Annotated in this window: 24 protein-coding genes; 9 read left to right on the forward strand and 15 right to left on the reverse strand. The window is 62.9% G+C overall.

The genetic code is table 11. From position 1 onward, the window contains the following. Positions 1–260: integrase core domain-containing protein (locus tag G572_RS0117175; RefSeq protein WP_029058677.1), on the forward strand; the 260-nt coding region annotated here is incomplete at its 5' end. A gap of 159 nt (positions 261–419) precedes the next feature. Here G572_RS0117175 and G572_RS24450 read toward each other — a convergent pair. The 3 genes from G572_RS24450 to G572_RS26040 all read right to left on the reverse strand — a co-directional run bounded on the left by G572_RS24450 (position 420) and on the right by G572_RS26040 (position 2,141). Beyond that, on the reverse strand, positions 420–1,001 hold the full coding sequence (locus G572_RS24450; RefSeq protein WP_037547380.1) for a hypothetical protein: 582 nt from the start codon (positions 999–1,001) through the stop codon (positions 420–422). After that, a complete protein-coding gene (locus G572_RS0117185) occupies positions 998–1,642 on the reverse strand; it encodes a TetR/AcrR family transcriptional regulator (RefSeq protein ID WP_029059531.1) in 645 nt (214 codons plus the stop codon). Before G572_RS0117185 ends, G572_RS24450 begins: the two co-directional genes overlap by 4 nt. Before the next feature lie 238 nt (positions 1,643–1,880). Beyond that, positions 1,881–2,141 (reverse strand): aminoglycoside adenylyltransferase domain-containing protein, encoded by a 261-nt coding sequence (locus tag G572_RS26040; protein WP_029059532.1) that lies wholly within the window; start codon positions 2,139–2,141, stop codon positions 1,881–1,883. 136 nt (positions 2,142–2,277) lie between these two features. Between G572_RS26040 and G572_RS24460 the strand changes: the two genes are divergently transcribed. The 7 genes from G572_RS24460 to G572_RS0117225 all read left to right on the forward strand — a co-directional run bounded on the left by G572_RS24460 (position 2,278) and on the right by G572_RS0117225 (position 10,088). Further along, on the forward strand, positions 2,278–3,879 hold the full coding sequence (locus G572_RS24460) for a sodium:solute symporter (protein WP_037547566.1): 1,602 nt from the start codon (positions 2,278–2,280) through the stop codon (positions 3,877–3,879). A 4-nt stretch (positions 3,880–3,883) separates the two neighbouring features. Next, the gene (locus G572_RS24465) at positions 3,884–5,041 is read left to right on the forward strand and encodes a mechanosensitive ion channel family protein (protein ID WP_051242662.1); all 1,158 of its coding nucleotides are present in this window, start codon (positions 3,884–3,886) and stop codon (positions 5,039–5,041) included. Then, on the forward strand, positions 5,038–5,997 hold the full coding sequence (locus tag G572_RS0117205; protein WP_029059533.1) for a Gfo/Idh/MocA family protein: 960 nt from the start codon (positions 5,038–5,040) through the stop codon (positions 5,995–5,997). Before G572_RS24465 ends, G572_RS0117205 begins: the two co-directional genes overlap by 4 nt. Before the next feature lie 42 nt (positions 5,998–6,039). Next, a complete protein-coding gene (locus tag G572_RS0117210) occupies positions 6,040–6,837 on the forward strand; it encodes an SDR family NAD(P)-dependent oxidoreductase (RefSeq protein ID WP_029059534.1) in 798 nt (265 codons plus the stop codon). 11 nt (positions 6,838–6,848) lie between these two features. Continuing rightward, positions 6,849–8,573 carry a mechanosensitive ion channel family protein gene (locus G572_RS0117215; RefSeq protein WP_051242664.1) on the forward strand — a complete coding sequence of 575 codons (1,725 nt, stop codon included), beginning with the start codon at positions 6,849–6,851 and terminating at the stop codon, positions 8,571–8,573. A 138-nt stretch (positions 8,574–8,711) separates the two neighbouring features. After that, positions 8,712–9,131, forward strand: coding sequence for a sugar dehydrogenase complex small subunit (locus G572_RS0117220; RefSeq protein WP_029059536.1), 420 nt, complete (start codon positions 8,712–8,714; stop codon positions 9,129–9,131). An 81-nt stretch (positions 9,132–9,212) separates the two neighbouring features. Continuing rightward, a complete protein-coding gene (locus G572_RS0117225) occupies positions 9,213–10,088 on the forward strand; it encodes a formate/nitrite transporter family protein (RefSeq protein ID WP_037547384.1) in 876 nt (291 codons plus the stop codon). A 95-nt stretch (positions 10,089–10,183) separates the two neighbouring features. Here G572_RS0117225 and G572_RS0117230 read toward each other — a convergent pair whose 3' ends face one another. Genes G572_RS0117230 through G572_RS0117240 form a run of 3 tightly spaced genes read right to left on the reverse strand, consistent with a single transcriptional unit; the run spans position 10,184 to position 11,843 of the window. Further along, entirely contained in the window at positions 10,184–10,417 is a 234-nt protein-coding gene (locus G572_RS0117230; RefSeq protein ID WP_029059538.1) for a DUF6894 family protein, read from the reverse strand. Next, positions 10,414–11,175, reverse strand: coding sequence for a Crp/Fnr family transcriptional regulator (locus G572_RS24470; protein WP_051242666.1), 762 nt, complete (start codon positions 11,173–11,175; stop codon positions 10,414–10,416). The genes G572_RS0117230 and G572_RS24470 overlap by 4 nt, the downstream gene beginning before the upstream one ends. 11 nt (positions 11,176–11,186) lie before the next feature. Next, the gene (locus G572_RS0117240; protein ID WP_029059539.1) at positions 11,187–11,843 is read right to left on the reverse strand and encodes an ATP-binding protein; all 657 of its coding nucleotides are present in this window, start codon (positions 11,841–11,843) and stop codon (positions 11,187–11,189) included. Between the two features lie 187 nt (positions 11,844–12,030). Between G572_RS0117240 and G572_RS25620 the strand changes: the two genes are divergently transcribed. Beyond that, positions 12,031–12,405, forward strand: coding sequence for a hypothetical protein (locus G572_RS25620; protein ID WP_051242668.1), 375 nt, complete (start codon positions 12,031–12,033; stop codon positions 12,403–12,405). A gap of 33 nt (positions 12,406–12,438) precedes the next feature. On the opposite strand, the gene G572_RS0117250 is transcribed toward G572_RS25620, so the two are convergent. From G572_RS0117250 to narI, 9 genes are all read right to left on the reverse strand, one after another. After that, positions 12,439–14,301 (reverse strand): SLC13 family permease, encoded by a 1,863-nt coding sequence (locus G572_RS0117250; RefSeq protein WP_029059540.1) that lies wholly within the window; start codon positions 14,299–14,301, stop codon positions 12,439–12,441. Positions 14,302–14,536: 235 nt separating this feature from the next. Then, the gene (locus tag G572_RS0117255; RefSeq protein WP_029059541.1) at positions 14,537–15,226 is read right to left on the reverse strand and encodes an RES family NAD+ phosphorylase; all 690 of its coding nucleotides are present in this window, start codon (positions 15,224–15,226) and stop codon (positions 14,537–14,539) included. Further along, positions 15,223–15,612: an antitoxin Xre-like helix-turn-helix domain-containing protein gene (locus G572_RS0117260; RefSeq protein WP_029059542.1), complete on the reverse strand. Its 390-nt coding sequence runs from the start codon at positions 15,610–15,612 to the stop codon at positions 15,223–15,225. The genes G572_RS0117255 and G572_RS0117260 overlap by 4 nt, the downstream gene beginning before the upstream one ends. A 150-nt stretch (positions 15,613–15,762) precedes the next feature. After that, positions 15,763–16,284: a DUF2478 domain-containing protein gene (locus G572_RS0117265; protein WP_029059543.1), complete on the reverse strand. Its 522-nt coding sequence runs from the start codon at positions 16,282–16,284 to the stop codon at positions 15,763–15,765. Positions 16,285–16,296: 12 nt separating this feature from the next. Further along, positions 16,297–17,577, reverse strand: coding sequence for a molybdopterin molybdotransferase MoeA (locus G572_RS24480; RefSeq protein WP_037547387.1), 1,281 nt, complete (start codon positions 17,575–17,577; stop codon positions 16,297–16,299). Next, positions 17,574–18,191 carry a carbonic anhydrase gene (locus tag G572_RS24485; protein ID WP_037547389.1) on the reverse strand — a complete coding sequence of 206 codons (618 nt, stop codon included), beginning with the start codon at positions 18,189–18,191 and terminating at the stop codon, positions 17,574–17,576. Before G572_RS24485 ends, G572_RS24480 begins: the two co-directional genes overlap by 4 nt. Before the next feature lie 13 nt (positions 18,192–18,204). Next, the gene (locus G572_RS0117280; RefSeq protein ID WP_051242670.1) at positions 18,205–18,753 is read right to left on the reverse strand and encodes a hemerythrin domain-containing protein; all 549 of its coding nucleotides are present in this window, start codon (positions 18,751–18,753) and stop codon (positions 18,205–18,207) included. 17 nt (positions 18,754–18,770) lie between these two features. Next, complete coding sequence (locus G572_RS0117285) at positions 18,771–19,631, reverse strand: peptidylprolyl isomerase (protein ID WP_084650297.1); 861 nt, start codon at positions 19,629–19,631, stop codon at positions 18,771–18,773. 5 nt (positions 19,632–19,636) lie between these two features. After that, positions 19,637–20,407: a respiratory nitrate reductase subunit gamma gene (narI, locus tag G572_RS0117290; RefSeq protein WP_029059546.1), complete on the reverse strand. Its 771-nt coding sequence runs from the start codon at positions 20,405–20,407 to the stop codon at positions 19,637–19,639. Between the last annotated feature and the right edge of the window lie 10 nt (positions 20,408–20,417).

A 20,417-nucleotide genomic window follows, 5' to 3' on the forward strand; every position in this document is an offset into this window, starting at 1 on the left:
AAGGCAAGATCGAACGCTGGCATCAGACGCTCAAGAACCGTGTGCTGTTGCAGAACTACTTCCTGCCAGGCGATCTCGAACAGCAAATCGAAGCGTTCGTCGAACACTACAACCATCAGCGTTACCACGAGAGCCTCGACAACGTCACACCCGCCGATGCCTACTTCGGCAGGGCAGCAGCCATCATCAAGCGAAGAGAAAGGATCAAGCGAAAGACACTCGAACATCGGCGCTTGCAACACCGCAAGCTCGCCGCCTAAACATCAAACCGAGACGAGGCCCACACTCCGCAAACTTACGCCGCAAGTTGTGCCAAATGTTCTGACGACGGACAGTTCGGTCGGGTAGGGCGGGCGGCCAAAAACGACCGTTACTGCCGCCGGAGCTAACAGCCGATCTTTTTCCTGGGAACAAATTACTCAGAAAAGATATCGCGAGGTTGGCGGGACGGCGTGGCCGATCAAGAGCTTCACATAGAGCAATGTCACAAACCATTCCAAGCCGAGGGTCGGAGATAGAACATAGAACGACAGGAACACAGCGACGATCAACCCCGTTGCTGCGAGCGGAGAGCGCAGGTTCGCCGGGGCACAAAGTACGCCGACTGCCGATGCGATCAGCCAGCCCCCGATTGTCAGTGCGTAGATCACATCGAACCCCGCGCCCCGAAACACCCATGCAACGAGCGCGACGTGCACAAGATGCAGCGCGATGAAACCGAAATGCTCGCGAAAGCCTTGGCCCTCGCGGTGATACCAGCGCTTAGTCGTCGCGGTCATGTTGCAGACGACCCCGCCGATCACATCCACGCCGATAAAGGCGCCCAGTAAGATGAGCGACCATGAATGCCCCGTCGCGGCAACCTGCCATCCCGCAACCACCGCACCGCCGAGCGATGCCGCGATCATCAGAACATTTTCGCCGCGGCTCATTCCCGGTCCGACGAACCGGTCCCACAGGCCGGCCAGACCGGGGCGTGGTGAAGGAAAATGTAGGGTCATACAGGAAACTCCGAATGGGGCAGTAAAGGAGCCGCTAGCAAGCCAAAGGCCCGCGACGACAGGACAGCGGCTTCCGCTTCTGGCACCTTGTCCGTGTTATCCGCGAACCAGCGGTCGATGGAGACGGCAAGATCCAGCGTGACCGTCACCAGAAGCCCTAACGGCAGGTCGTCGCGCACCGCACCCAGAGACTGTCCGGCGCGGACCAGCGCACCCGTTCTGCGTTCGAGTGCATTTAGTGGTACAGCAAAAGAACGTCGCGCCGCCGCTTCGCGGTGTAAGATGCGGATCAGATCGGCGAACGCAGCGTCGGCTAGAAAGGCAGCAGTGAGGCTCTCGCAAATCCTTGCAACTTCTGTCCAGAATCCAGCCTCGTCCCCGGCATTCAACGCAGCCGTTTCGTCAATGGCTCCGGCCAGCGCGGCGCGTCGCTCAAGAGTCGCGCGGAACATCTCGTCTTTGCCAGAAAAATAGTGATACGTGCGTCCCTTGCTTTCCTTGGCTGCCACAAGAATGCGGTTGAACGAAGCCTTCTCGAAACCATGGACACAAAACTCTGCCTCGGCGGCATCGAGCCAATGGGCACGGTCCGTATCACTCAGTGCGGAAAACCGTTTTCGGGTTTCGGATTCACAACTCATTTAGACCACCAGTCTACGATCGCCATCGGTTTAGACTGCCGGTCTAAATCTGTCAATCCAGCTTTCGGCAAGTAGAATCCAGATGTGTCTATCACAGCCAAAACCCTTCGTTTTTGACTGCATGGTCCTGCCTGACCCCTGCCATGCAGGCAGTGCGCCGCGAAAACGACGGCATCGAACCTTTTCACGACATTTGTAGCGACCCGCTGCACATAACCGGGAAGGAAGCCTATCCTCGCTACATTGAGTTGGTGACGTTCTCGCTCATGCGCCTCGCCAACTCTCGGACTGCATCATCCTGGCTGCTCCAATCGTCCGTAACCTCGCCGAGATAAGCCCGTCGTGCATGATCGAGTGTCATAGCATCTGAGCCAGACAATCGCGGAATCGCCCATGCGGCGGCAGCATCCTTCGTGACGAACTTCCCCGTGCTGGACGTGTGCCAAATGTTCTGACGACGGACACGATCACGAAGCATCGAAGTGCCAAAAGGTTCCATTCGAATTTTCCGAATAATTTCTGAAACCTTGGCGGACGTTTCCTGTTCAGGATCCGATACGAATTTTCAGTTTCGAAAGAGACGACGGCTTTTGCCGTCACCGGTGAGCAATGTCACGCGAGAAGGAGGAAACACCTTGGAAAATTCCAACTTTTACTTAAGCTGGATTGATTACACCATCGTGGCTGTCTACTTCATCGGTATCGTGGCGCATGGTGTGTATATATCCCGCAAGATCAAGGGCGGGTCCGAAGACTACTTCCTCGCCGGGCGTACCCTTCCCTGGTACCTGATCGGCTTTTCACTGTTCGCCTCGAACATGTCGGGCTCGAGCTTCGTCGGCCTCATGGGGGGCGCTTATGACAACGGCGTGGTCATCTTCAACTACGAATGGACCGCGGCTTTCGTCCTGATCCTGTTTGCCATCTTCATACTTCCCTCCTTTCTGCGCGCCAGGATCTCGACCGTCCCGATGTTTCTCGAGGAACGCTATGACGTTCGCTCACGACGCGCCTTTTCCGTGTTCACCATCCTCGCCATCATGTTCATCGACACGGCCGGTGCGCTTTATGCCGGCGGACTGGTGATTTCGAACGTCACCGGCATGTTGAACCTCTGGTCCGCGGTGGCGGTGCTTGCGCTGGTGGCTGGTATCTACACGATCCTCGGCGGCCTCTCCGCCGTTGTCGTGACGGATACCGTCCAGGCAGTCCTGCTTATCATTGCCGCCGCCGTGCTGTTCTGGATCGGACTGGACGAGATTGGCGGCTGGGAACAGCTCTTCGTCGACATTCCGGAGGACAAGACCAAGCTGATCCTCCCGGCGGACGACGACTTCCTTCCCTGGACCGGGCTCTGGGGGGTGGTGCTTCTCGGGTTCTACTACTGGTCGATCAACCAGTTCGTGGTGCAGCGCACGCTGGGCGCAAAGGACCTCAAGGAAGGACAGGTCGGCGCGCTCTTCGCCGGTTTCCTGAAACTGCCCAACCTCTTTCTCATGATCCTGCCGGGGCTGATCGCGCTCAAGCTCTACCCGGATCTGGAGACCCCCGACCTCGCCTTTCCGACCCTGGCCTTCGACCTGATGCCCATCGGTATTCGCGGTCTCATCCTGGCAGCGTTGATCGCGGCGATCATGTCCTCGCTCGATTCCGCGCTCAATTCGGCCTCGACCCTCGTCGTGAAGGATTTCATCGAACCGATCTGGAAGATCAGCGAGGAGCGTCAGGTCTGGCTGGGCCGCGTGGTGACCGGGATCGTGATGGCCTTCGGCGCGATCTACGCTCCGATGATTGCGAGCTTCGAGAGCCTGTTCAGCTATTTCCAGTCGTCCCTGTCCTACATCATCCCGACGATTGTCGTGGTCTTCATCCTTGGCCTGTTCGTGCCCTGGCTGAACGGCAACGGTGCCTTCTGGACGATTATCATCGGCCTTGTGATCGGCATCCCGCTGTTCATCCTGAAGGAGGTAACCGGCCTGTGGGCGGACTGGGGCCTGCCCGCGATCCACTACACCGTCATGTCGTCAATCATGATGTGCATCGGCATCGTCGTCCATTTGGGCCTGTCTGCGGTGACACGACAGGACGTGTCGGAGGACACGCAAAACCTCGTCTGGTCCGGCGCGGAGACCCGGAAGGTCTTCACGCAATGGGAAACGCCGCTGTGGACGAACCGCACGCTGTGGGCGGGGTTGCTCATCGTCGCGACGGCCGGTTTCGTCATCTGGTTCGCTTGAGACAATGGACCGGTTGAACGACATTCTTGAAACCCTGGCGAGAGCGATCGCCGGCCGGCCCGACTGGATCGGGCCGGCCGCAGTGCTTGCGGCGGCTCTTGCCATCGCCGTTCTGTTGCACGGAGCACTTTTCTATGCGACCCGCCGCTTCGCCGACACCAACACGGGCCTGACCGGCTCCATGCTCCGCCGGGCCCGCAGGCCGACGCGGATCGCCTTTGTCCTGGCAGCCCTTGCGATTGCAGTGCCGCGCCTCGACCTGCCGTACCGCTGGCAGGACTGGCTTGGCCACCTCTTCGTCATCCTTTTGATCGTGCTTGTCGGATGGACGGCCATTTTGCTGACAAGCCACTTCACCGACCGTGCGATCCGCAAGCACCGGCTGGACACGGACGACAATTTGGCGGCGCGAAAGTTCGTGACGCAGATCCGCGTCCTGCGCCGTACCGCAACGATCCTCCTGATCATTCTCACGACCTCCGCGGTGCTGCTCACCTTCGAAACGGTTCAGGAATACGGCCTCAGCCTTTTCGCTTCCGCCGGCGCTGCCGGGCTTATCCTCGGTCTGGCGGCACGGCCGGTGTTGGCGAACCTGATCGCCGGGATACAGATCGCCATCACGCAGCCGATCCGGCTTGAGGATGTCGTCATCGTCGACGGCGAATGGGGATGGGTTGAAGAGATTTTCGCCACCTATGTCGTGGTGCGGATCTGGGACTGGCGACGCATGGTCGTGCCCCTCAGCTATTTCATCGAGAAACCCTTTCAGAACTGGACGCGCGAAACCGCATCGATCATCGGGGCGGTTCACTGGTACCTCGATTACACCGTTCCGGTGGCCAAGGTGCGCGACAAGCTGGAGGAGATCGTCAAGGAGTCTCCCTACTGGGACGGCAAGGTGATCAACCTCCAGGTGACCGACACCGACAAGGATACCATCGCGCTGCGCGGCCTGATGAGCGCACGGACCTCGCCCCAGGCCTGGGACCTGCGCTGCGAAGTTCGCGAAAAACTCATCGTCTGGCTGCAGGAAACACACCCCGAAGCCCTGCCGAGGCTTCGGGGCGAGCTCACCTTGCCCGCGTCCGGGCGTGCCGTCGCGCCCGCAGAAGGGGAAGCAGCCGACGTACACGCAGGAGACTTGCAGTGGACACCCCCATGACACACACACCCCTCGTCCTGCTTGGCGGAGCGCATGTGCATCTGCCCGACCACCTGGAGCGCATCGCCGAAAGCGGATCGCGGATCGCGCATGTTCACGACCGCGACGCGGAGCGACGCGACCGGCTGTGCGCCGACCTCGGCGCGCGCCCCCTTGCCGCGCTCCAGGACGTGGCACAGACGGGCGCGGCGGGGGCCGTGGTCTGCAGCGAAACCTCCCATCACGAGGCGGACATTTCTGCCGCGCTGGCGGCCGGGCTTCCGGTCTTTTCCGAAAAACCCCTGGCCGGCAGCGGAGGCGCGGCACTGCGCCTCGCGCAGCAAGCGGAAGAGAGCGGCGTGCTGCTTCACACCGGGTATTTCTTTCGCACGATCCCCGCGCTTCGCAAGGCGCGCGGCTGGATCCGCGACGGGCGACTGGGCCGGATCACAGCAGCCAGAATGCGCTTTGCCCACGACGGCGGATACGCCGACTGGCTGGACCTCGACTGCTGGATGACCGACCCGACGCTCGCCTGCTACGGCGGGTTCGTCGACGAAGCCGTCCACGCGATCGACGCGCTGCAATGGATGCTCGGCGCTGCCGTCGACGGCCATGCGGTGACCGCCAACGCATTGGGCTGGCCGGTGGACGATCACGGCTCCGCCGTCCTGCGGTTTTGCAACGGCGCGACGGGTGTGGTCGAGGCCGGCTGGACGGATGCGCGAATGCGGCTGGAACTGGACATCGTGGGCGAGACGGCCGCGATATCCCTGCACGACGGCCAAATGGCGCTGACGCCGCGCTCGGCCGACAGCGCCGCGGAGCGGCATGATCTTGCAAAACTGGATGCCGGGACGGGCATCCTCCCCTATCTCGCGGCGCTCCACGGCACGGAACGAGCAGGCCTCGTTCCCCCGGCCGACGCCGCGCGCGTCAACACGCTTCTGGATCGGCTTGGCCTGCGCCTGAACTGAGCCCGTTCCCCCGCAAAACCCCAAATCGAAAGGATCGCGGACATGGATTACGGACTAGACGGAAAGACAGCCCTGATCACCGGCGGCGCTTCCGGCATCGGAAAGGCCACGGCGAAGCTCCTGCTGGAGGAAGGCGCCCAGGTCATCCTCGTGGACATCAAGGGCGATGACGTCGCCCGTGCCGCCAGCGAACTGGGCGACCGCGCCCATGCGCTTCAGGCGGACCTCAGGGAGCCGAACCAGGTGAAGGGCCTGGCGGTGTCGACGGAGGAACGCTTTGCGCTTCCCGACATCGTGGTTTGCGCTGCCGGCGTTACCGGCGCGAAGGGGCATCCGCTGGAAATGAGCGACGCCGACTGGCAGGACGCCTGGCAAAACGATTTCATGTCGGTGATCCGGACCCTTCGCGTGTTCGTGCCGACAATGGAAAAACGCGGATGGGGACGCGTCGTCATCCTGTGTTCCGAAAACGCGTCCCAGCCCTATGCCAACGAGGCGGTCTACAATGTCGCCAAGGCCGGGTTGCTCAATTTTGCCAAAGGCATCAGCGGCATTGCCGCCGAGAGAGGCGTCCTCGTCAATTGCGTTTCGCCAGCGTTCATCGAAACACCGATGACCGACGAGATGATGGACCAGAAGGCGGCCGCGAAAGGCGTGGACCGCAAGGAGGCAGTGAAGGAATTCCTGGAGCAGGACCGCCCTTATCTTGCGCTCAAACGCCGTGGCAGACCCGAGGAAGTGGCCGCGACGATCGGGTTTCTCTGCTCCGAGCACGCCAGCTTCGTGGTCGGGGCGAATTACCGCGTGGATGGCGGATCGATCGCCACGATCGCGACCTGACGAGACCTGCAATGCACATTCCGGACCGAATTTCGAACGCGCTTCCCGCCGGCGTCCTGCGCCGTTTGCGAATAACACTCGCGCTCATCCTGATCTCGACCCTTCCGGGCTTTGCGCAAGACGGCAACACATTCTGGTATGAGGCGGACAGGCTGAATTCGGGGCTTTCCGATCGCAGCGAAGAGCGTGTAAGGCGGTCAACGCCGCGCCAGACCTTGCGGAGCTTTCTGGCGGCAACGGACCGGGGCGACTTCGCCACCGCAGCCCATTGCCTGAACCTCTCGCGTCTCGACCCGGATCGCCAGTCGCGACTGGGGCCGGAGGCCGCACGAAAACTTTCGGAAATCATCGCCCGCCAGGTCTGGATCGACTGGTCGAGCCTGTCCGCCCGGCCCGACGCAAGGATCGAGCAAACGGGAAAGGCCGGGTCGCGCGCAGGCGACCCGCGCCGCGACATCCATCTGGCGACGCTGCAGACCGACGGATTGGCCTTCGACCTGCGGATCGCGCGTTTCAAGGCGCCGGGGGAACCCGCGGCGTGGCTGTTCACGCCGCAGACTGTCGAGAACATCGCTCCCCTGTACAAGGCGTTCGGACCGCGACCGTATGAAGCCTACGTACCGGCAGTTCTCAAAAAGGAGTTCGCCGGTTTGTGGCTTTGGGAGTGGATCGCGCTGCCGCTCCTGGCGATCGGAATACTGCTTCTCGGCTGGGGAATAAGAAGCCTTGTGTCGCGACTTGCGATGCGAGCCAAGCGCGGCTGGCTGAAATCCGGTCTGGACAAGAGTGCCCAGCCGCTTTCCATCCTGGTCATGGCCGGTGCGGGGCAGGTGTTGCTCAGTCTGGTGTTTTCCTTTTCCGGGCCGACGCAGGCCCTGCTGCATCCGACGTTGATCATCCTGATGGTCTGGGGTGTCGGCATGACCCTTCTGCGCCTGATCGATGCCTTGTTGCACCGTGTGACCCTTCGATACGTCGGCGAGATCGATGACAGGCGCGGCCGGGACGAGCGGGAGTTCTATACCTCGATCTATGCGCTGCGGCGGCTGATCCTGCTCGTCATGGTGACCATTGCCGCGCTTCTCGTTCTCGACCGGCTCAATCTGTTCGACAACATCGGGATGACGCTCCTTGCATCCGCCGGCGTGCTGACGGTTGTTTTCGGTATCGCCGGCCAAGCCGTGCTGGGCAACATCCTGGCCTCTCTCCAGATCGCACTCGCCAAACCGGTGCGGATCGGCGACGCAATCCTCTACGAGGGCAAGTGGGCCTATGTGGAGGCGATCTTCTATACGTTTTTGCGACTTCGGACCTGGGACCACAGGCGCATTGTCGTTCCGGTGACCTATTTCATCGCCCGGCCTTTCGAGAACTGGTCGGTCTCCGAAGCACGAATGATATGGGTCATCGATCTCTGGCTCGACCCGCGCGCCGACGTGGATGTTCTCCGAAGCAAGTTCGGCGAACTGCTCCAGGAGGATACCGATGTCACCGAACCGGACAACGCCTACACCTATGTCACCGACCAGACCACGGACGGACTGAAGCTCAGCTTCTATGCGATGATGCCGGACCCCTCCACCGGCTGGGCGGCCCAGAGCCGCCTGCGCGAAAAGCTCCTGGCGTTTATCCGCGACGATCACCCCGACTGGTTGCCACGCGACCGCATTCTCGATGTCGGCCGAACGGAAAATGACGGCGCCACACGCGCCTCCCACGCCGCAGACCCGGGCTGAACGGGCGCGCGATGGCAGGCCGTGGCCTGCGACCAACGGGCGGGAACAAAGTCGAACCACCTCTGTTCACACATGAGAAAGAGGGAAACGCAACCATGGGACGGATGCGCGCCTATGCCTCCCGGCAGGAGGACGACAATGCGCTCCGATAAACCCGAATTTTCCCGTCGCGTCTTTCTGCTCGGCGCGTCTGCCTCAGCGCTGGTGCAGCTGGGGTGGGCCGACGTTGCAAGGGCGCAAGCCTTCCCGGATTTCGCCGCCGTGTGCCGTGACCTGTCCGGCTTCACGGCAATACCGCGCGCGCCCCTCCAGCAAGTGGCGACGGCAGTCGGCGACAAGGCCCAATCGGATCTCATCGCCGGGCAGGCGAGCGCGGCCACGTGCAAGCAGATCCTCAAGATGCTCTACACCGGAACGGATGGCTCCGAAGACACCGCGCCCGTCCGGCTCGCCTACACGGATGCACTGATGTATGCGGCCGTGGAGGACAGCCTGAATGTACCCAGTTATTGCGGGGGCCTTCCCGGCTACTGGTCGGAAAAGCCCGTGGACGTGTGATATTCGGCGCCTCGCCGTCTTTTTTGGAAAAAAAATCTTCAGAGCCTGGAACTTCACCCGCCTTGAAACGGTTTAACCGGGATGCACGACAGCGACGAGCGCCCCGCCGGGATCGAAGAAAACAGCCACGAACCCGAGACGATCCACGAAGAAGCCGAAGAAGTGTCGGTCTCGCAAGCGACGCGCCTGTCGGCCCGGCTGATTTACGAGGTCATCCGTCGCGACGGGGATGAAGAACTGTCGCGACCGGCGCTGTCGCTCGTTTGGTCCGGGCTTGCCGCCGGGATCCTGATGAGCCTGTCGGTGGTTGCGCAGGCCGTTCTCCACCTTCATCTGCCCGATGTCACCTGGGCGCCGATCATCGAGAGCGCCGGCTATTCCATCGGGTTCCTGATCGTCATCCTGGGGCGAATGCAGCTTTTCACCGAAAACACGATTACCACCGTCCTGCCCGTCATTTCACGCAGATCCATGTGGTGCCTGAAGCGAACGTCCCGGCTGTGGATCATTGTGCTGACAGCGAACCTTCTGGGGACGGCCGCGGCGGCCGGGTTCCTCTCGCTCCCGGGCGTCATGGCCGACGGACTTACCGCCAGCCTCATCGAAGTGGCGCAGCATGCGGTGGAAGGAGATGCCTGGACGAACTTCAAGCGCTCGATCCCGGCAGGGGTGCTCGTTGCCGCAATCGTCTGGATCATGCCGTCCGCAGGAGGGAACTCCTTCTTTGTGATCTTTTCGCTTACCTGGCTGATGGCGGCTGCAGGCCTGGCGCATATCGTGGCGGGCTCGGTCGAACTGAGCCTGTTGGTCCTGAACGGCGACGTCGGTGCAATCGACGGCTTTTGGGATTTCCTTCTCCCGGTGCTTGCCGGAAACATTGTCGGCGGCACCGTCGTCTTCACCTTGCTGGCATGGGGACAGGTCAAGCTCGAAGTGGCGCAGGGAGAGGACGTGTGAACACCCGACCGAGACCATCCGTCAACGGTCTGAGACGCAGGGCTTCGTCAAACGGTCGCCCGCACCGCCGTTACGCTCCGGGCGTCGGCAGGTGACTAACCGATCCAGTCCTCGACGAGGGCGAGGCTTGCATGGAAAATCGGGCGCTTTTCCTCGTCGCGCACGGTCACGGATACCGAGCATCGCACGTCATCCGGCATCAACTCGGCGACAATCGGCGCCAGAACGGCGAGCGCCTCGGCGCGCGCGGTCGCGCGATCGGCGAGGTGCGTTCCCGTATCGTCCGGGGTGTCGACGCCATTGTTGACGTCAAAGTAAAAGAGCGTCATCGGGTCGCGTCCTCCTGGATAGGAATTGAGTCACGAGACATGTGATGCCCCCAACGATCTTCCAGGTGCAGATAATCGCTCTCGAATTGAGCGAACTCCCGCAAGGCATCGATATCCGGCAAAGCGACGCGACTGTCCTGAACGGTCACCAGTCCCTTGTTGCGCAGCTTGGAAAGAACGCGCTGCGCATGAACGGATGAAATTCCAAGAATATCGCCGAGCTCCTCCTGGGTCAGCGGCATCAGCGCATCATACATCTCGTCAACGGCTTCGAGCCGGGTGTGCAGCTCGCAAAAAAGATGCGCCATCTGCTGGTCCGCGCGTCGCCGTCCCATGTTCACCAACCATTCGCGCAGAATGGCTTCATCCACCAACGTTGACCAGAAAAGCGCACGTCGGATTCGCGGGTGATTGTCGAGAAGATCCTCGATCGTGCGTCGCGGGATCCTCACAATGCGACAGTTCGTAAGCGCGCCCAGGCTGTGATCCATTCGCCCCAGAATCGCGACATGGAGGTCACAGATATCGCCGGGAAGCATAAGCGCGACAATCGCGCGCCGGCCCTCGGGCAGAATCTTGTAGCGGCAGACCATGCCACTCACCACGAGGTGAACGTTTTCGGGATCTTCTCCCTGCCTTATCAGGTCATCGCGCGCGTTGCAGTCGTAAGGCGTGGCGACCACCTGGTCCAGTCGTTCCAGGTCATCGGGATCCAGTGGACCGGAATTTTGCAGCTTTCGCGCGAGGACATTCGGCATCCGCACACCCGTCAGGCATTTGCATCTTTGATCGTCACAACCGACTCCGGCAGATTAACAGGAAATTCAACCGTGAGAACAGTCCCTTCCGGACTTTTCCTCTCCCATGCAACCGTACCGGCAATCTCGCCGGCAAGGGCACGCACGATGCCTGTTCCCTGCCCGCCCGCGCCGTTTAATGCGTCTTGCTGAAGGCCGACACCGTCATCCGCAACCGTGAGCCGACAATGCTGCTCGTCCACAAGGTCGACACTCACTTCAATCCGCCCGCCGCTCCGGCCGGGGAAAGCATGTTCAAGGCTGTTGGCAACCGCCTCCAGCAGAATGCGTGCCGCATTCCTCGAAACATGAGGCAGCATGGGGTCGAGCAGACCGCGGCGGACGATCAGGTCGACATTGTTTGCGGCTCCAAGCACCGTCCAGTTCTCCTCGATCAAGTCGAGGAATGCGCCCAGATCGCCGGAATCGGCTTCCGCCAACGCCGATTGCTGGCTTGCAACAGCGAGAATCTGCTCCAGCACATTTTCCACGCGCCGGCGCGCTTCTTCGTTCTCGCATTCGGACAATTGCAGCATCGCATAGGACTGAAGGAGCTGGAATCCGTTGGTCATTCTGTGCCGTATCTCGGCGACATGAACAGGCGCCGTTTCGGTGTTCTGGAAATCCATTCAAGTCACCTCTTTAGTTCTGGATGTGGATTGCTTTCGATGGTGAATGGGAATTTGTCCGGTGTCCGCAACAATTGTTGCCCCCACGCAAACAGCCAGATTCCGTCGACTGTCGGCCGCCTCCTGGAACATTCGAAGGCGGGACCTGTTTCGGGAGGGAGAACCAACGCGCGGGAAGGCACACACCATGGCAAAGGACGCAAGGAACGGGACGGAAGCGGATCAGCCGGAACCGGAGGCGGCGCCCGGGCTTCACCGTTCGGCCGCCGCACAGGTCACCCGGCAGCATGAGCAACGCGACCACGCCGCCGCCGGCAGACAAACCGGTGGCGCCGATCCGGCCGCGGTGCCGCTGGGCACCGATGCGGAGGCTGCCGGCCATCCGCCGACCCCACAAGAGGCAGCGGTGGCCATCGACGGGGAGAACCCCCGTGCGCCGGAGGCCGACCGGAAACGCGGACCGGAAGAACTGCAGGGTGCCCGCCTCGCCCCGCGCACGGCATTGGCCGCCGCTTTGGCGATTGTTCTTCTGATCGTCGTTCTGATTGCGGTTTCCTGGTAAGGCGCTCGGTTCACCGAGCAGGTCGGCGCCCCCTCACAAGGGCCAGAAGACCAGCAGCAAGGGCACGCTGACCACGACGACAAGCGCCTCGAGCGGCAGGCCCATCTTCCAGTAATCGCCAAAACGAAAACCGCCCGGCCCGAGAATCAGCGTGTTGTTCTGATGACCGATCGGCGTCAGGAAGGCACAGGACGCACCGATCGCGACCGCCATAAGGAAACTGTCGGGACTGACGCCCAATGTGGCGGCGATGCCAAGCGCGATAGGGCAAAGCACGGCGGCCGTGGCTGCATTGTTCATGACATCCGACAGGAACATGGTCGTGATCAACACCACGGTCAGCGCGGCAACCGGATTGCCCTGGGCAATCGTGTCAACCAGGAAGCGCGCCAGGGAATCCGCGGCACCGGTGTCTTGCATCGCGCCGGCGACCGGAAGCAAGGCGGCCAGCAGGACAATCACCGGCCAGTCAATCGCGGTATAGACCTGGTGCAGCGGGACCGTGCGCAGCACCATTGAGGCAAGCACGCCAAGCGCGAAGGCAACCGCCGCGGGAAGCACGCCAAGGGTGACCATGCCGATCGCGCCCACCATGATGGCGCCCGCAATGATGGCCTGACGCTTGTCGGGTATGCGCAACTCGCGCGCACCGAGCGGCACGCAGCCCGTTTCATTGACAAAACCGGTCACGGCATCCGCAGCCCCCTGCACCAGCAGCAGATCGCCGGACTGAAGCTTCACCGTGCGCAGCCTCGCGCGTGGCGGATGCCCCTCTCGCGAGACCGCCAGCAGGTTGATGCCGTAGCGGGTCCGAAGATAGAGGTCTCGCGCGGACTGCCCGACGATTGTCGAGCCGGGCAGAACGGCGAGTTCGCGCAAGACGATCTCATCGTTGCGGTCCCGGTCCCTGTCCTCCTCCTCATCCGCCGCCTTGTCGTCTTTGGCGGTGACGGCTGTTGAGCTTTCGGTCGCCTCCTCGGTGTCGGGAGCGTCGTCCGGCGCCTCCTCTGTTTCCCGATCGAGTTTCATGTCGAAAACGGACACGGCCTCGGCCAGTGCGTCCACATCGGCCTCGAGCACGAGAATGTCATTTGCACGGATGTACCGTCCGCCATGCGGCGCGGTCAGGCGCACCTCGTTGCGGACAAGGCCGATGATCTGGGCGTCGCTGTCCTCGATTTTCCGCTCGAAGCCGCGCAGGGTCAGGCCGACGGCCTTGCTGTTTTCCGGGACATGCAGCTCCGTAAAATAGGCGCCGGTTTCGAACCCCTGGCCGGCCGCCGACTTTCGCACCGGCACCAGGCGCCAACCGACGAAGGCGACGAAAATCACGCCGGCAACCGCAACGGCAAGCCCAACGGGGGCGAAATCGAAAATGGCGAAATGGCCCGGTCCAACCTCGGCCCGAAAGCCGGAAACGATCAGGTTCGGCGGGGTTCCGATAAGCGTCGTCATGCCGCCCAGGATGGTGCCAAAGGCCAGCGGCATGAGCATCTGTCCGGGCGCCAGGTCCAGACGGCCGGAGAGTTGCACCGCGATCGGCATCAGGAGCGCCATGGCTCCGACATTGTTCATGAAACCGGACAGCGCCGCACCGAGCCCCATGAGTGCGATCATGCTGGTCAGCCGGCCCGCGTTGCGCGGCAGGATGCTGCGCGCGAGCCAGTCCACCCCACCCGTGTTCTTCAGGCCCTGGCTGAGCACCAGCACACAGGCAACGGTGATCACCGCCGGGTGACCGAAACCGGCAAAGGCCTCCTCCGCCGGCACAAGGCCCGCGACCACGCTGGCCATCAGCGCCGCCAGCGCAACCACGTCATGACGAAACCGCCCCCAGAGAAACAGCCCCATTGTCGCAGCCAGAATGCAGAAGATCAGCAATTGGGGCGTGGTCATACATGCGGCCTTCGAAAAACGGGCGCGTCACTCGGCATCCGGACGGCCTGCCAAATCCGCTTCGGGAAACACACTGCATCGCTGCGCAAGGACGCGCAGGACTGTTCGTCACGATCGGCAAGCCTGCGGGCACAGGACTTCCAGGTCGGTATCGCAATACCATCGCAGCCACCCGGCACGCCAGCGGCATTGCCAGGACGCAGGACAAGTTCCCCTGCGCGGCACGCAACCGCCGTCACATGCCTTCGACCGCAAAGTCGGGCGCCCCGCTCCAGACGAGTTTCCAGCTCGCCCCCGGGCGGACATTTTGAATGATGCCGGGATCGAAGGCGACGAAACAGCGCCCGCCCGCATGCCGCACGGACGGATAGACGAGGCCCCGGTGTCCGGCCCGGCGCAGCTCGTCGGCAAGAGCCTGGCCCGCCGGATAGCCGACATCCGGATCGCGGGCGAGCGCGGGATGCGCCGTTGCGTGCAGATCGGGGAAGTCACCGATGAAATCGGCAAGCAGTTCGACATAAAAGGCCTCGTCCTCGTAGCGTCCGATGAAGCCCAGTTCCCGCGTGCGGTGAAAGCCGACCTCCTGAACGCTGGTCAAGACGTCCCACGAACAATACCAGGCGCCCCGGTCGCCGCCGTTGAAGCGATTTCCGGTCGGCCGCGTGTAGGTGAAGGCCGCATTGATGTGGCTCTGGCCGTAAAGTTTGAGATCCTGCGCGCGCCTGGCGAAGGCCAGTTCCCGACGGTCGATGCCGGGACTTCCCTCCCGTTCTGCGATCAGCCGTGCACTTGTCTCGCCTTCCAGCTCCGCGAGAATCGCCGCTTCCGCGTCGGTGTCGACGAGCCCGCGCAATACCGGTGGCTTGTGATGCGTCTGGGAAATCAGGCGAACCAGCGCCCGGTCCTTGACCGAAACGACCCTCACGCGCCACCCCGCAACGCGTCGACATAGTTTCGCACGCGCAGGATCTTGGGCAATCCGCCGGCGATCATCGCATCCACCGGGCGACCACCGTCGAATTCGGGTCCCGTGTTGGCGAGCTTGACCCAGTCGCGCGCGAGGGACGCGCTGAAATACAGCTCCAGCGACTTGTACAGACCAACCAGCGCGCTCAGCCGCAGCATCTGGTCCCGCGTCAGATCCCCCGCATAGCCGGGTTTCTTCGCACGCTTCCAGGTCGAGTCGGACATGTCGGCCAATGCAGCGGCCTCGCGCAAGGTCAACGACCAGGCGTCGGCAATCCGCGCGAAAGCCTTGAGCGCCACCGCCTGCCGCTCGGGAGCGGCCCGCTCCATCACGAGATTTTCCATCGGACACATCCCTGCTTGATAGACGACAAAATAAGCTCATATGACCAGAATTTCAAGATCACATGAACTAAAAGTGTCGTCGCATAGACAGGGTGCGGCCGTCGTCGGGGATGTCTTGAGGCATGTCGCCCCCCTCTTCGGGCCTCACATTCACGCCGCCGTCGACGTCGCCGCGGTCACCGAAAACATCCAGTGGACGAGATCTTCCACATTTGCCGGCAACTCCGTGGCCGGCCCCCCGGAGAACTGGTGGAACGCCTCCGCATTGAGGGCGTTGAGCCCGACCAGAACCGGCATGTCCGCCGACAGGGCCTCGGCAATGGCGGTTCGAAACCCGCGTCCCTCCGCTTCGTGCTTGCCGAACTTGTTGACGATCAGACAATCAGCACCGGAGGCGAGCCGCGCTTCGACAAGCCCCACAGCGCGTTCCAGGGCGGCGGGATCCAGCCGGCATCCCCTGGCCTCCCGGCCCAGGCTTTGCGAAATCCGGATGACCGGTCCTTCGGGCAGGACCTGCACATCCATGTCGCACGGCCCGGCATCGTCGCGCTCCGCGTTGATCTGCACCACCCCCGTTGCGCGAATGCCCTTTTCCAGAAGGCGACGCGAAAGATCGAAAAGCAGCAGATCGGTATCGCCGCGTCCGGGCGCCATCGTATAGGCGATCTTCATGATGGTTTCTCCTCAGTGTCCGGGAAACTGCTGGAATTCGACCAGTGCACCCTCCGGCAGACTGTCCGTCTCGGCCGGCAGGAACATCAGGCCGTGGGCGTCCGGTAACCGGCCGACCCGCTCGGAATGTGTCGCGTTTTGAAAGGTCACGACCTCGCGGCCCAAAGCGTCGAAACCGACGATGGTGACCGGGCGCACCTCGCACCGCCCGGTCTTGCGGCGGATGCCGTGGGCGGTGACGACATTGCGCCTTGGCAAGGAGGAGATCGATTGACCGTGCAGCCGACGCAGCACGGCGGTGCCGAACAGGTGCCAGGTGACAAAGGCAGCGAGCGGATTTCCCGGCAGGCCAAGCCAGACCGCCGACCCCAGACGAGCGAAGGCGACCGGCTTTCCCGGCTTGATCGCGACGCCGGCAAAACGGATATCCGCATCAAGATCGCCAAGCGCCGATCTGACGTGGTCTTCCTCACCGACCGAAAGTCCGCCGGTGGTAATCACGAGATCCGCGCCGCGGGCACTCTCCGCCAACCTGTCCCGGAGGCCTGCGCGACTGTCGATAGCCTTCTCCACGACAATGAGGGCGACGGCTGCCCCGGCGAGTTCGCCGCACAGCATCGGCGTGTTGGTATCCCAAATCTGCGCGGCCGCGCGAGCCGCCCCCGCCTGGCGCACTTCATCCCCCGTCACGAGCAGCGCGACGCGCACGCGCCGGCGCACCCGGACTTCGGAGGCGCCGGCAGCCGCGCAGGCGGCGATCTCGCGGGGGCCGAGAGTGCGCCCGGCATCGAGCACGGTCTCGCCTGCGGTCATCTCGCTACCGGCGCGGCGGATGTTTGCGCCCGCCTCCGGCCTGCGCTCGAGATGGATCGTGTCCGCGAGCCGGCGAACGTGTTCCTGCATCACGACCGTGTCCGCGCCTTCGGGAACCGGAGCGCCGGTGAAGATCCGGGCCGCGCCCCCGTTTGCAAGGGGCGTCTCGACCGGTTGCCCGGCCGCCAGTCTCGAGCAAACGGACAACACCCAGGGCCCGTCGCCGCTCAAGGCGCCGGCATCGATCGCATAGCCATCCATCGCCGCATTGTCGAACGGCGGCATGGCGCCACGGCTGTACACAGGCTCGGCCAGAATGCGTCCAATGGCACCGCCAAGCGCAAGGCGCTCCGTCTCCTTCACGGGAGACGCCGTCTCACAGATCCGGCGCAGCGCTTCATCGATGCTGACAAGTGTCTTGGCATGTTCCGGCGCATCGCATCCGCAACCGGCCGGAATACTCTTCAGCAGGACCGTCATCTCACCGCCTCCTTCAGGAAGTGCCCGGGGCCGACCGAGCAATCGAGATTGCGCAGTCGCCCGTTCTTGAGCCCGTAGATCAGGCCGTGCACGCGCAACTCCGCCCGACGGGTCCAGGCCTTTTGAACGATGGGCGTTTCCGCGACGCGGCGAACGCCCTCGATCACATTCAGTTCCGCCAGCTTGTCGCGCCGTTCGTCCGTGTCCGCGCATTTGGCCAGATCCAGCGCATAGGCCCGTGCAAGCCGTCGTATCGGCTCCAGCCAGTGGTCGGCCAATCCGTGCGGCATGTCTTCCGTCGCGGCTTTCACGCCGCCGCATCCGTAGTGACCGCAGACGATAATCTCACGCACCTTCAGCGCATCGACCGCGAACTCGAGCGCCGACAGGAGGTTCATGTCCGAGGAATGAACCACATTCGCCACGTTGCGATGAACGAAAACCTCGCCCGGATCGAGACCGGCAACGACATTTGCCGGCACCCGGCTGTCGGAGCAGCCGATCCAGAAGAATTCAGGCGTTTGCTGCGAGGCAAGCCGCAGGAAGTATCCCGGGTCCTCGGAGCTGCGGGCCTGTGACCACGCGATGTTTCGCTCCAGCAGATCAGCCAGCATGTTTCGTCTCCGTCTATCGGCCAAGTCCGCGGCGCTGCCTCATCCGCAGGGTCAGGGTTTGCAGATCGCTTTCGGTCAGGCGCAAGCGGGCAAACGGAAGAATGATCGCGTTTTCGAAAATCAGGTGGCTCCTGGCATGACCGACATAGATGACCAAACGCTCGCGCTCGTCCGCGGACAGGCTTTCCCCTCCGCGCTCCAGCCGCGCGAGCGCGGCCACGACGGGCGGCGTCTGCGCATCGCTCAGCCGGTGGTCGCCCGCGAGCCGGTCAATGGCCTTCCCGATCTCATCCGACGGTTCGCATCGGCGCCTGAGCAGGGGAAACAGATCCTGCTCCTCGTCTTCCAGATGAAGAGGAAGTTCTTCCCTCAAGAACCCGAGAACATGGGTCACCGCACACGTCTTCGGCGTTTCCGCGGTGGCGATCCTTTCGAGCATGGCGCAGATTTCCCGTTCGCGCAGGTGATCCTCGTGAAAGAAGGTCAGCGGATCGCTCAGCAGGCTCGGATCGGTTGGTCGCAGGCAATCGCCCCGCCGTCCCTGGTCTGCATCGCTGCGCATGGGTTTCCCCTTCCCGACTAGACCGATCGCATGTCGGCGCCGATGATTTCCGCGGAGGCGACCAGACGGTTGACGAACGATCGCGCTTCACGGGCCCAGGCGGCCTTTTCCATCGCCGCTGCGATCTTGTCGCGTACCGCCTCGAACGGCAGGACGGCGCCGGGCGCCGCCGCATCCATCCGGATGAGGTGCCATCCATGGCGGGTCGGGACCGGGTCGGGCGTGATTTCGCCCTCTGCAAGGCGGCGCAGGACGGCTTCGAACTCCGGGACGGTATCGCCGGGTCCAAGCTGGCCCAGCGCCCCCCCGGACGACTTGGATCCGCAGTCGCTGTGTTCCGACGCCAGGCGCGAAAACCCGGCCGGATCGTCAAGCGCACGTTGCGCCAGGCCGACCGCTCTTACCCTGGCCGCTTCGGCCTGCGCCTTGTCGGCGGGATCGCAAGCGACAAGAAGATGCGAGACCTCCCAGAGCGGCGGCGCGCGAAACCGGTCGGGGTCGCGCGCCCATTCAGCGTTGATTTCCGCTTCCGTCGGCGGATCGATTTCGACGGCGATTTCCAGAAGCGCCCGGATGAGCGCTTCCTCTTCGGTCTCGTACCGGTTGGGGCCGACTTCCACGGGGTCGGGTTCAAGGCCACGGCCCCGCGCGTCCTCCAGCAGAAGCGTGCGCAGGACAACGGCATTGGCCGCAGCCTTCCACGCCAGGCCGGGCTTGCCCCTGGGCGCCTCGTGGTTTTGAGCCTCCGCAGCGATGGTCCGGCTGTCGATCACATGCCCATTGACGCTGACCGTGGTCTCGATGGCCGCGGGCGTCGTGTCCTGGCCGGCAACCGTCTGTCCGTTGACGGAAAACACCGTTCTTGGATTGGCACTCATTGGTCTCACTCCGCTGGCGTCGTGGGTGTGGAACGGGGGGCCTGCCCGGACGACCGCGTCGGCAATGGTGTCTGCCGGCGGGAGCGGACGATCTGGTAGCCCGGCCGGGCCAGCAGATAGCGAACCGGCGCCGCGAAGCCGGAGAAGATGTGAACCAGTCGCGTGAACGGAAACAGGATGGTGATCAGGAGACCCAGGAAGATGTGGGTCTTGTAGAGCCAGTGTACGTCGACGACCATCGCCCAGGCGTTCAGGTTGAGCATCACGACGCTCTGGGACCAGGTCATGAAGCGCACCATCTCCGCGCCGTCCATGTGCTGGAGCGTCAGGAAGATCGTTCCCAGACCGATGAAGAGCTGAAGCCAGATCAGGGCCAGAATGCCGATGTCGGCCAAACTGGTGGTTTGCCAGATACGCGGATCGGTGACCCGGCGGTGGATCAGCATCGATGCGCCGATCAGCGCGAACACCCCGGCGATCCCGCCGATCAGCACCGCCAGCCATTGCTTGAGCGCATAGGGAACGCCCAGCGCGTCCAGCACCCAGATCGGCGTGAACAGCCCGACGAGATGACCGAAGAAGACGACGATGATGCCGACGTGAAACAGCACCGAGCCCCAGAACAGCTGCTTGTGTCGCAGGAGCTGGCTTGACGAAGACTTCCAGGTGAAGGGATCGCGTTCATAGCGCGCGATCGAGCCGACGATCAGCACGGTCAGCGCGACATAGGGCATGATCCCGAAGATGAAGTAGTCGATGTCGAAATTTCCAAACATGTCCGTGATC

It is taken from the genome of Stappia stellulata DSM 5886 (assembly GCF_000423705.1).
In the GTDB taxonomy this organism is placed as follows: Bacteria; Pseudomonadota; Alphaproteobacteria; order Rhizobiales; family Stappiaceae; genus Stappia; species Stappia stellulata.

Bases quoted from the DNA above. Each gene is read 5' to 3' on its own strand.
- G572_RS0117280 (WP_051242670.1), bottom strand. From the start codon at position 18,753: ATGCGCAGCGATGCAGACCAGGGACGGCGGGGCGATTGCCTGCGACCA.
- G572_RS0117205 (WP_029059533.1), top strand. From the start codon at position 5,038: ATGACACACACACCCCTCGTCCTGCTTGGCGGAGCGCATGTGCATCTG.
- G572_RS24480 (WP_037547387.1), bottom strand. From the start codon at position 17,577: ATGACGGTCCTGCTGAAGAGTATTCCGGCCGGTTGCGGATGCGATGCG.
- G572_RS0117185 (WP_029059531.1), bottom strand. From the start codon at position 1,642: ATGAGTTGTGAATCCGAAACCCGAAAACGGTTTTCCGCACTGAGTGAT.
- G572_RS0117265 (WP_029059543.1), bottom strand. From the start codon at position 16,284: ATGAAGATCGCCTATACGATGGCGCCCGGACGCGGCGATACCGATCTG.
- G572_RS24470 (WP_051242666.1), bottom strand. From the start codon at position 11,175: ATGCCGAATGTCCTCGCGCGAAAGCTGCAAAATTCCGGTCCACTGGAT.
- G572_RS0117260 (WP_029059542.1), bottom strand. From the start codon at position 15,612: ATGGAAAATCTCGTGATGGAGCGGGCCGCTCCCGAGCGGCAGGCGGTG.
- G572_RS0117285 (WP_084650297.1), bottom strand. From the start codon at position 19,631: ATGAGTGCCAATCCAAGAACGGTGTTTTCCGTCAACGGACAGACGGTT.
- narI (WP_029059546.1), bottom strand. From the start codon at position 20,407: ATGTTTGGAAATTTCGACATCGACTACTTCATCTTCGGGATCATGCCC.
- G572_RS24485 (WP_037547389.1), bottom strand. From the start codon at position 18,191: ATGCTGGCTGATCTGCTGGAGCGAAACATCGCGTGGTCACAGGCCCGC.
- G572_RS0117215 (WP_051242664.1), top strand. From the start codon at position 6,849: ATGCACATTCCGGACCGAATTTCGAACGCGCTTCCCGCCGGCGTCCTG.
- G572_RS24465 (WP_051242662.1), top strand. From the start codon at position 3,884: ATGGACCGGTTGAACGACATTCTTGAAACCCTGGCGAGAGCGATCGCC.
- G572_RS0117220 (WP_029059536.1), top strand. From the start codon at position 8,712: ATGCGCTCCGATAAACCCGAATTTTCCCGTCGCGTCTTTCTGCTCGGC.
- G572_RS0117250 (WP_029059540.1), bottom strand. From the start codon at position 14,301: ATGACCACGCCCCAATTGCTGATCTTCTGCATTCTGGCTGCGACAATG.
- G572_RS0117230 (WP_029059538.1), bottom strand. From the start codon at position 10,417: ATGACGCTCTTTTACTTTGACGTCAACAATGGCGTCGACACCCCGGAC.
- G572_RS0117225 (WP_037547384.1), top strand. From the start codon at position 9,213: ATGCACGACAGCGACGAGCGCCCCGCCGGGATCGAAGAAAACAGCCAC.
- G572_RS25620 (WP_051242668.1), top strand. From the start codon at position 12,031: ATGGCAAAGGACGCAAGGAACGGGACGGAAGCGGATCAGCCGGAACCG.
- G572_RS24450 (WP_037547380.1), bottom strand. From the start codon at position 1,001: ATGACCCTACATTTTCCTTCACCACGCCCCGGTCTGGCCGGCCTGTGG.
- G572_RS0117240 (WP_029059539.1), bottom strand. From the start codon at position 11,843: ATGGATTTCCAGAACACCGAAACGGCGCCTGTTCATGTCGCCGAGATA.
- G572_RS26040 (WP_029059532.1), bottom strand. From the start codon at position 2,141: ATGGAACCTTTTGGCACTTCGATGCTTCGTGATCGTGTCCGTCGTCAG.
- G572_RS0117210 (WP_029059534.1), top strand. From the start codon at position 6,040: ATGGATTACGGACTAGACGGAAAGACAGCCCTGATCACCGGCGGCGCT.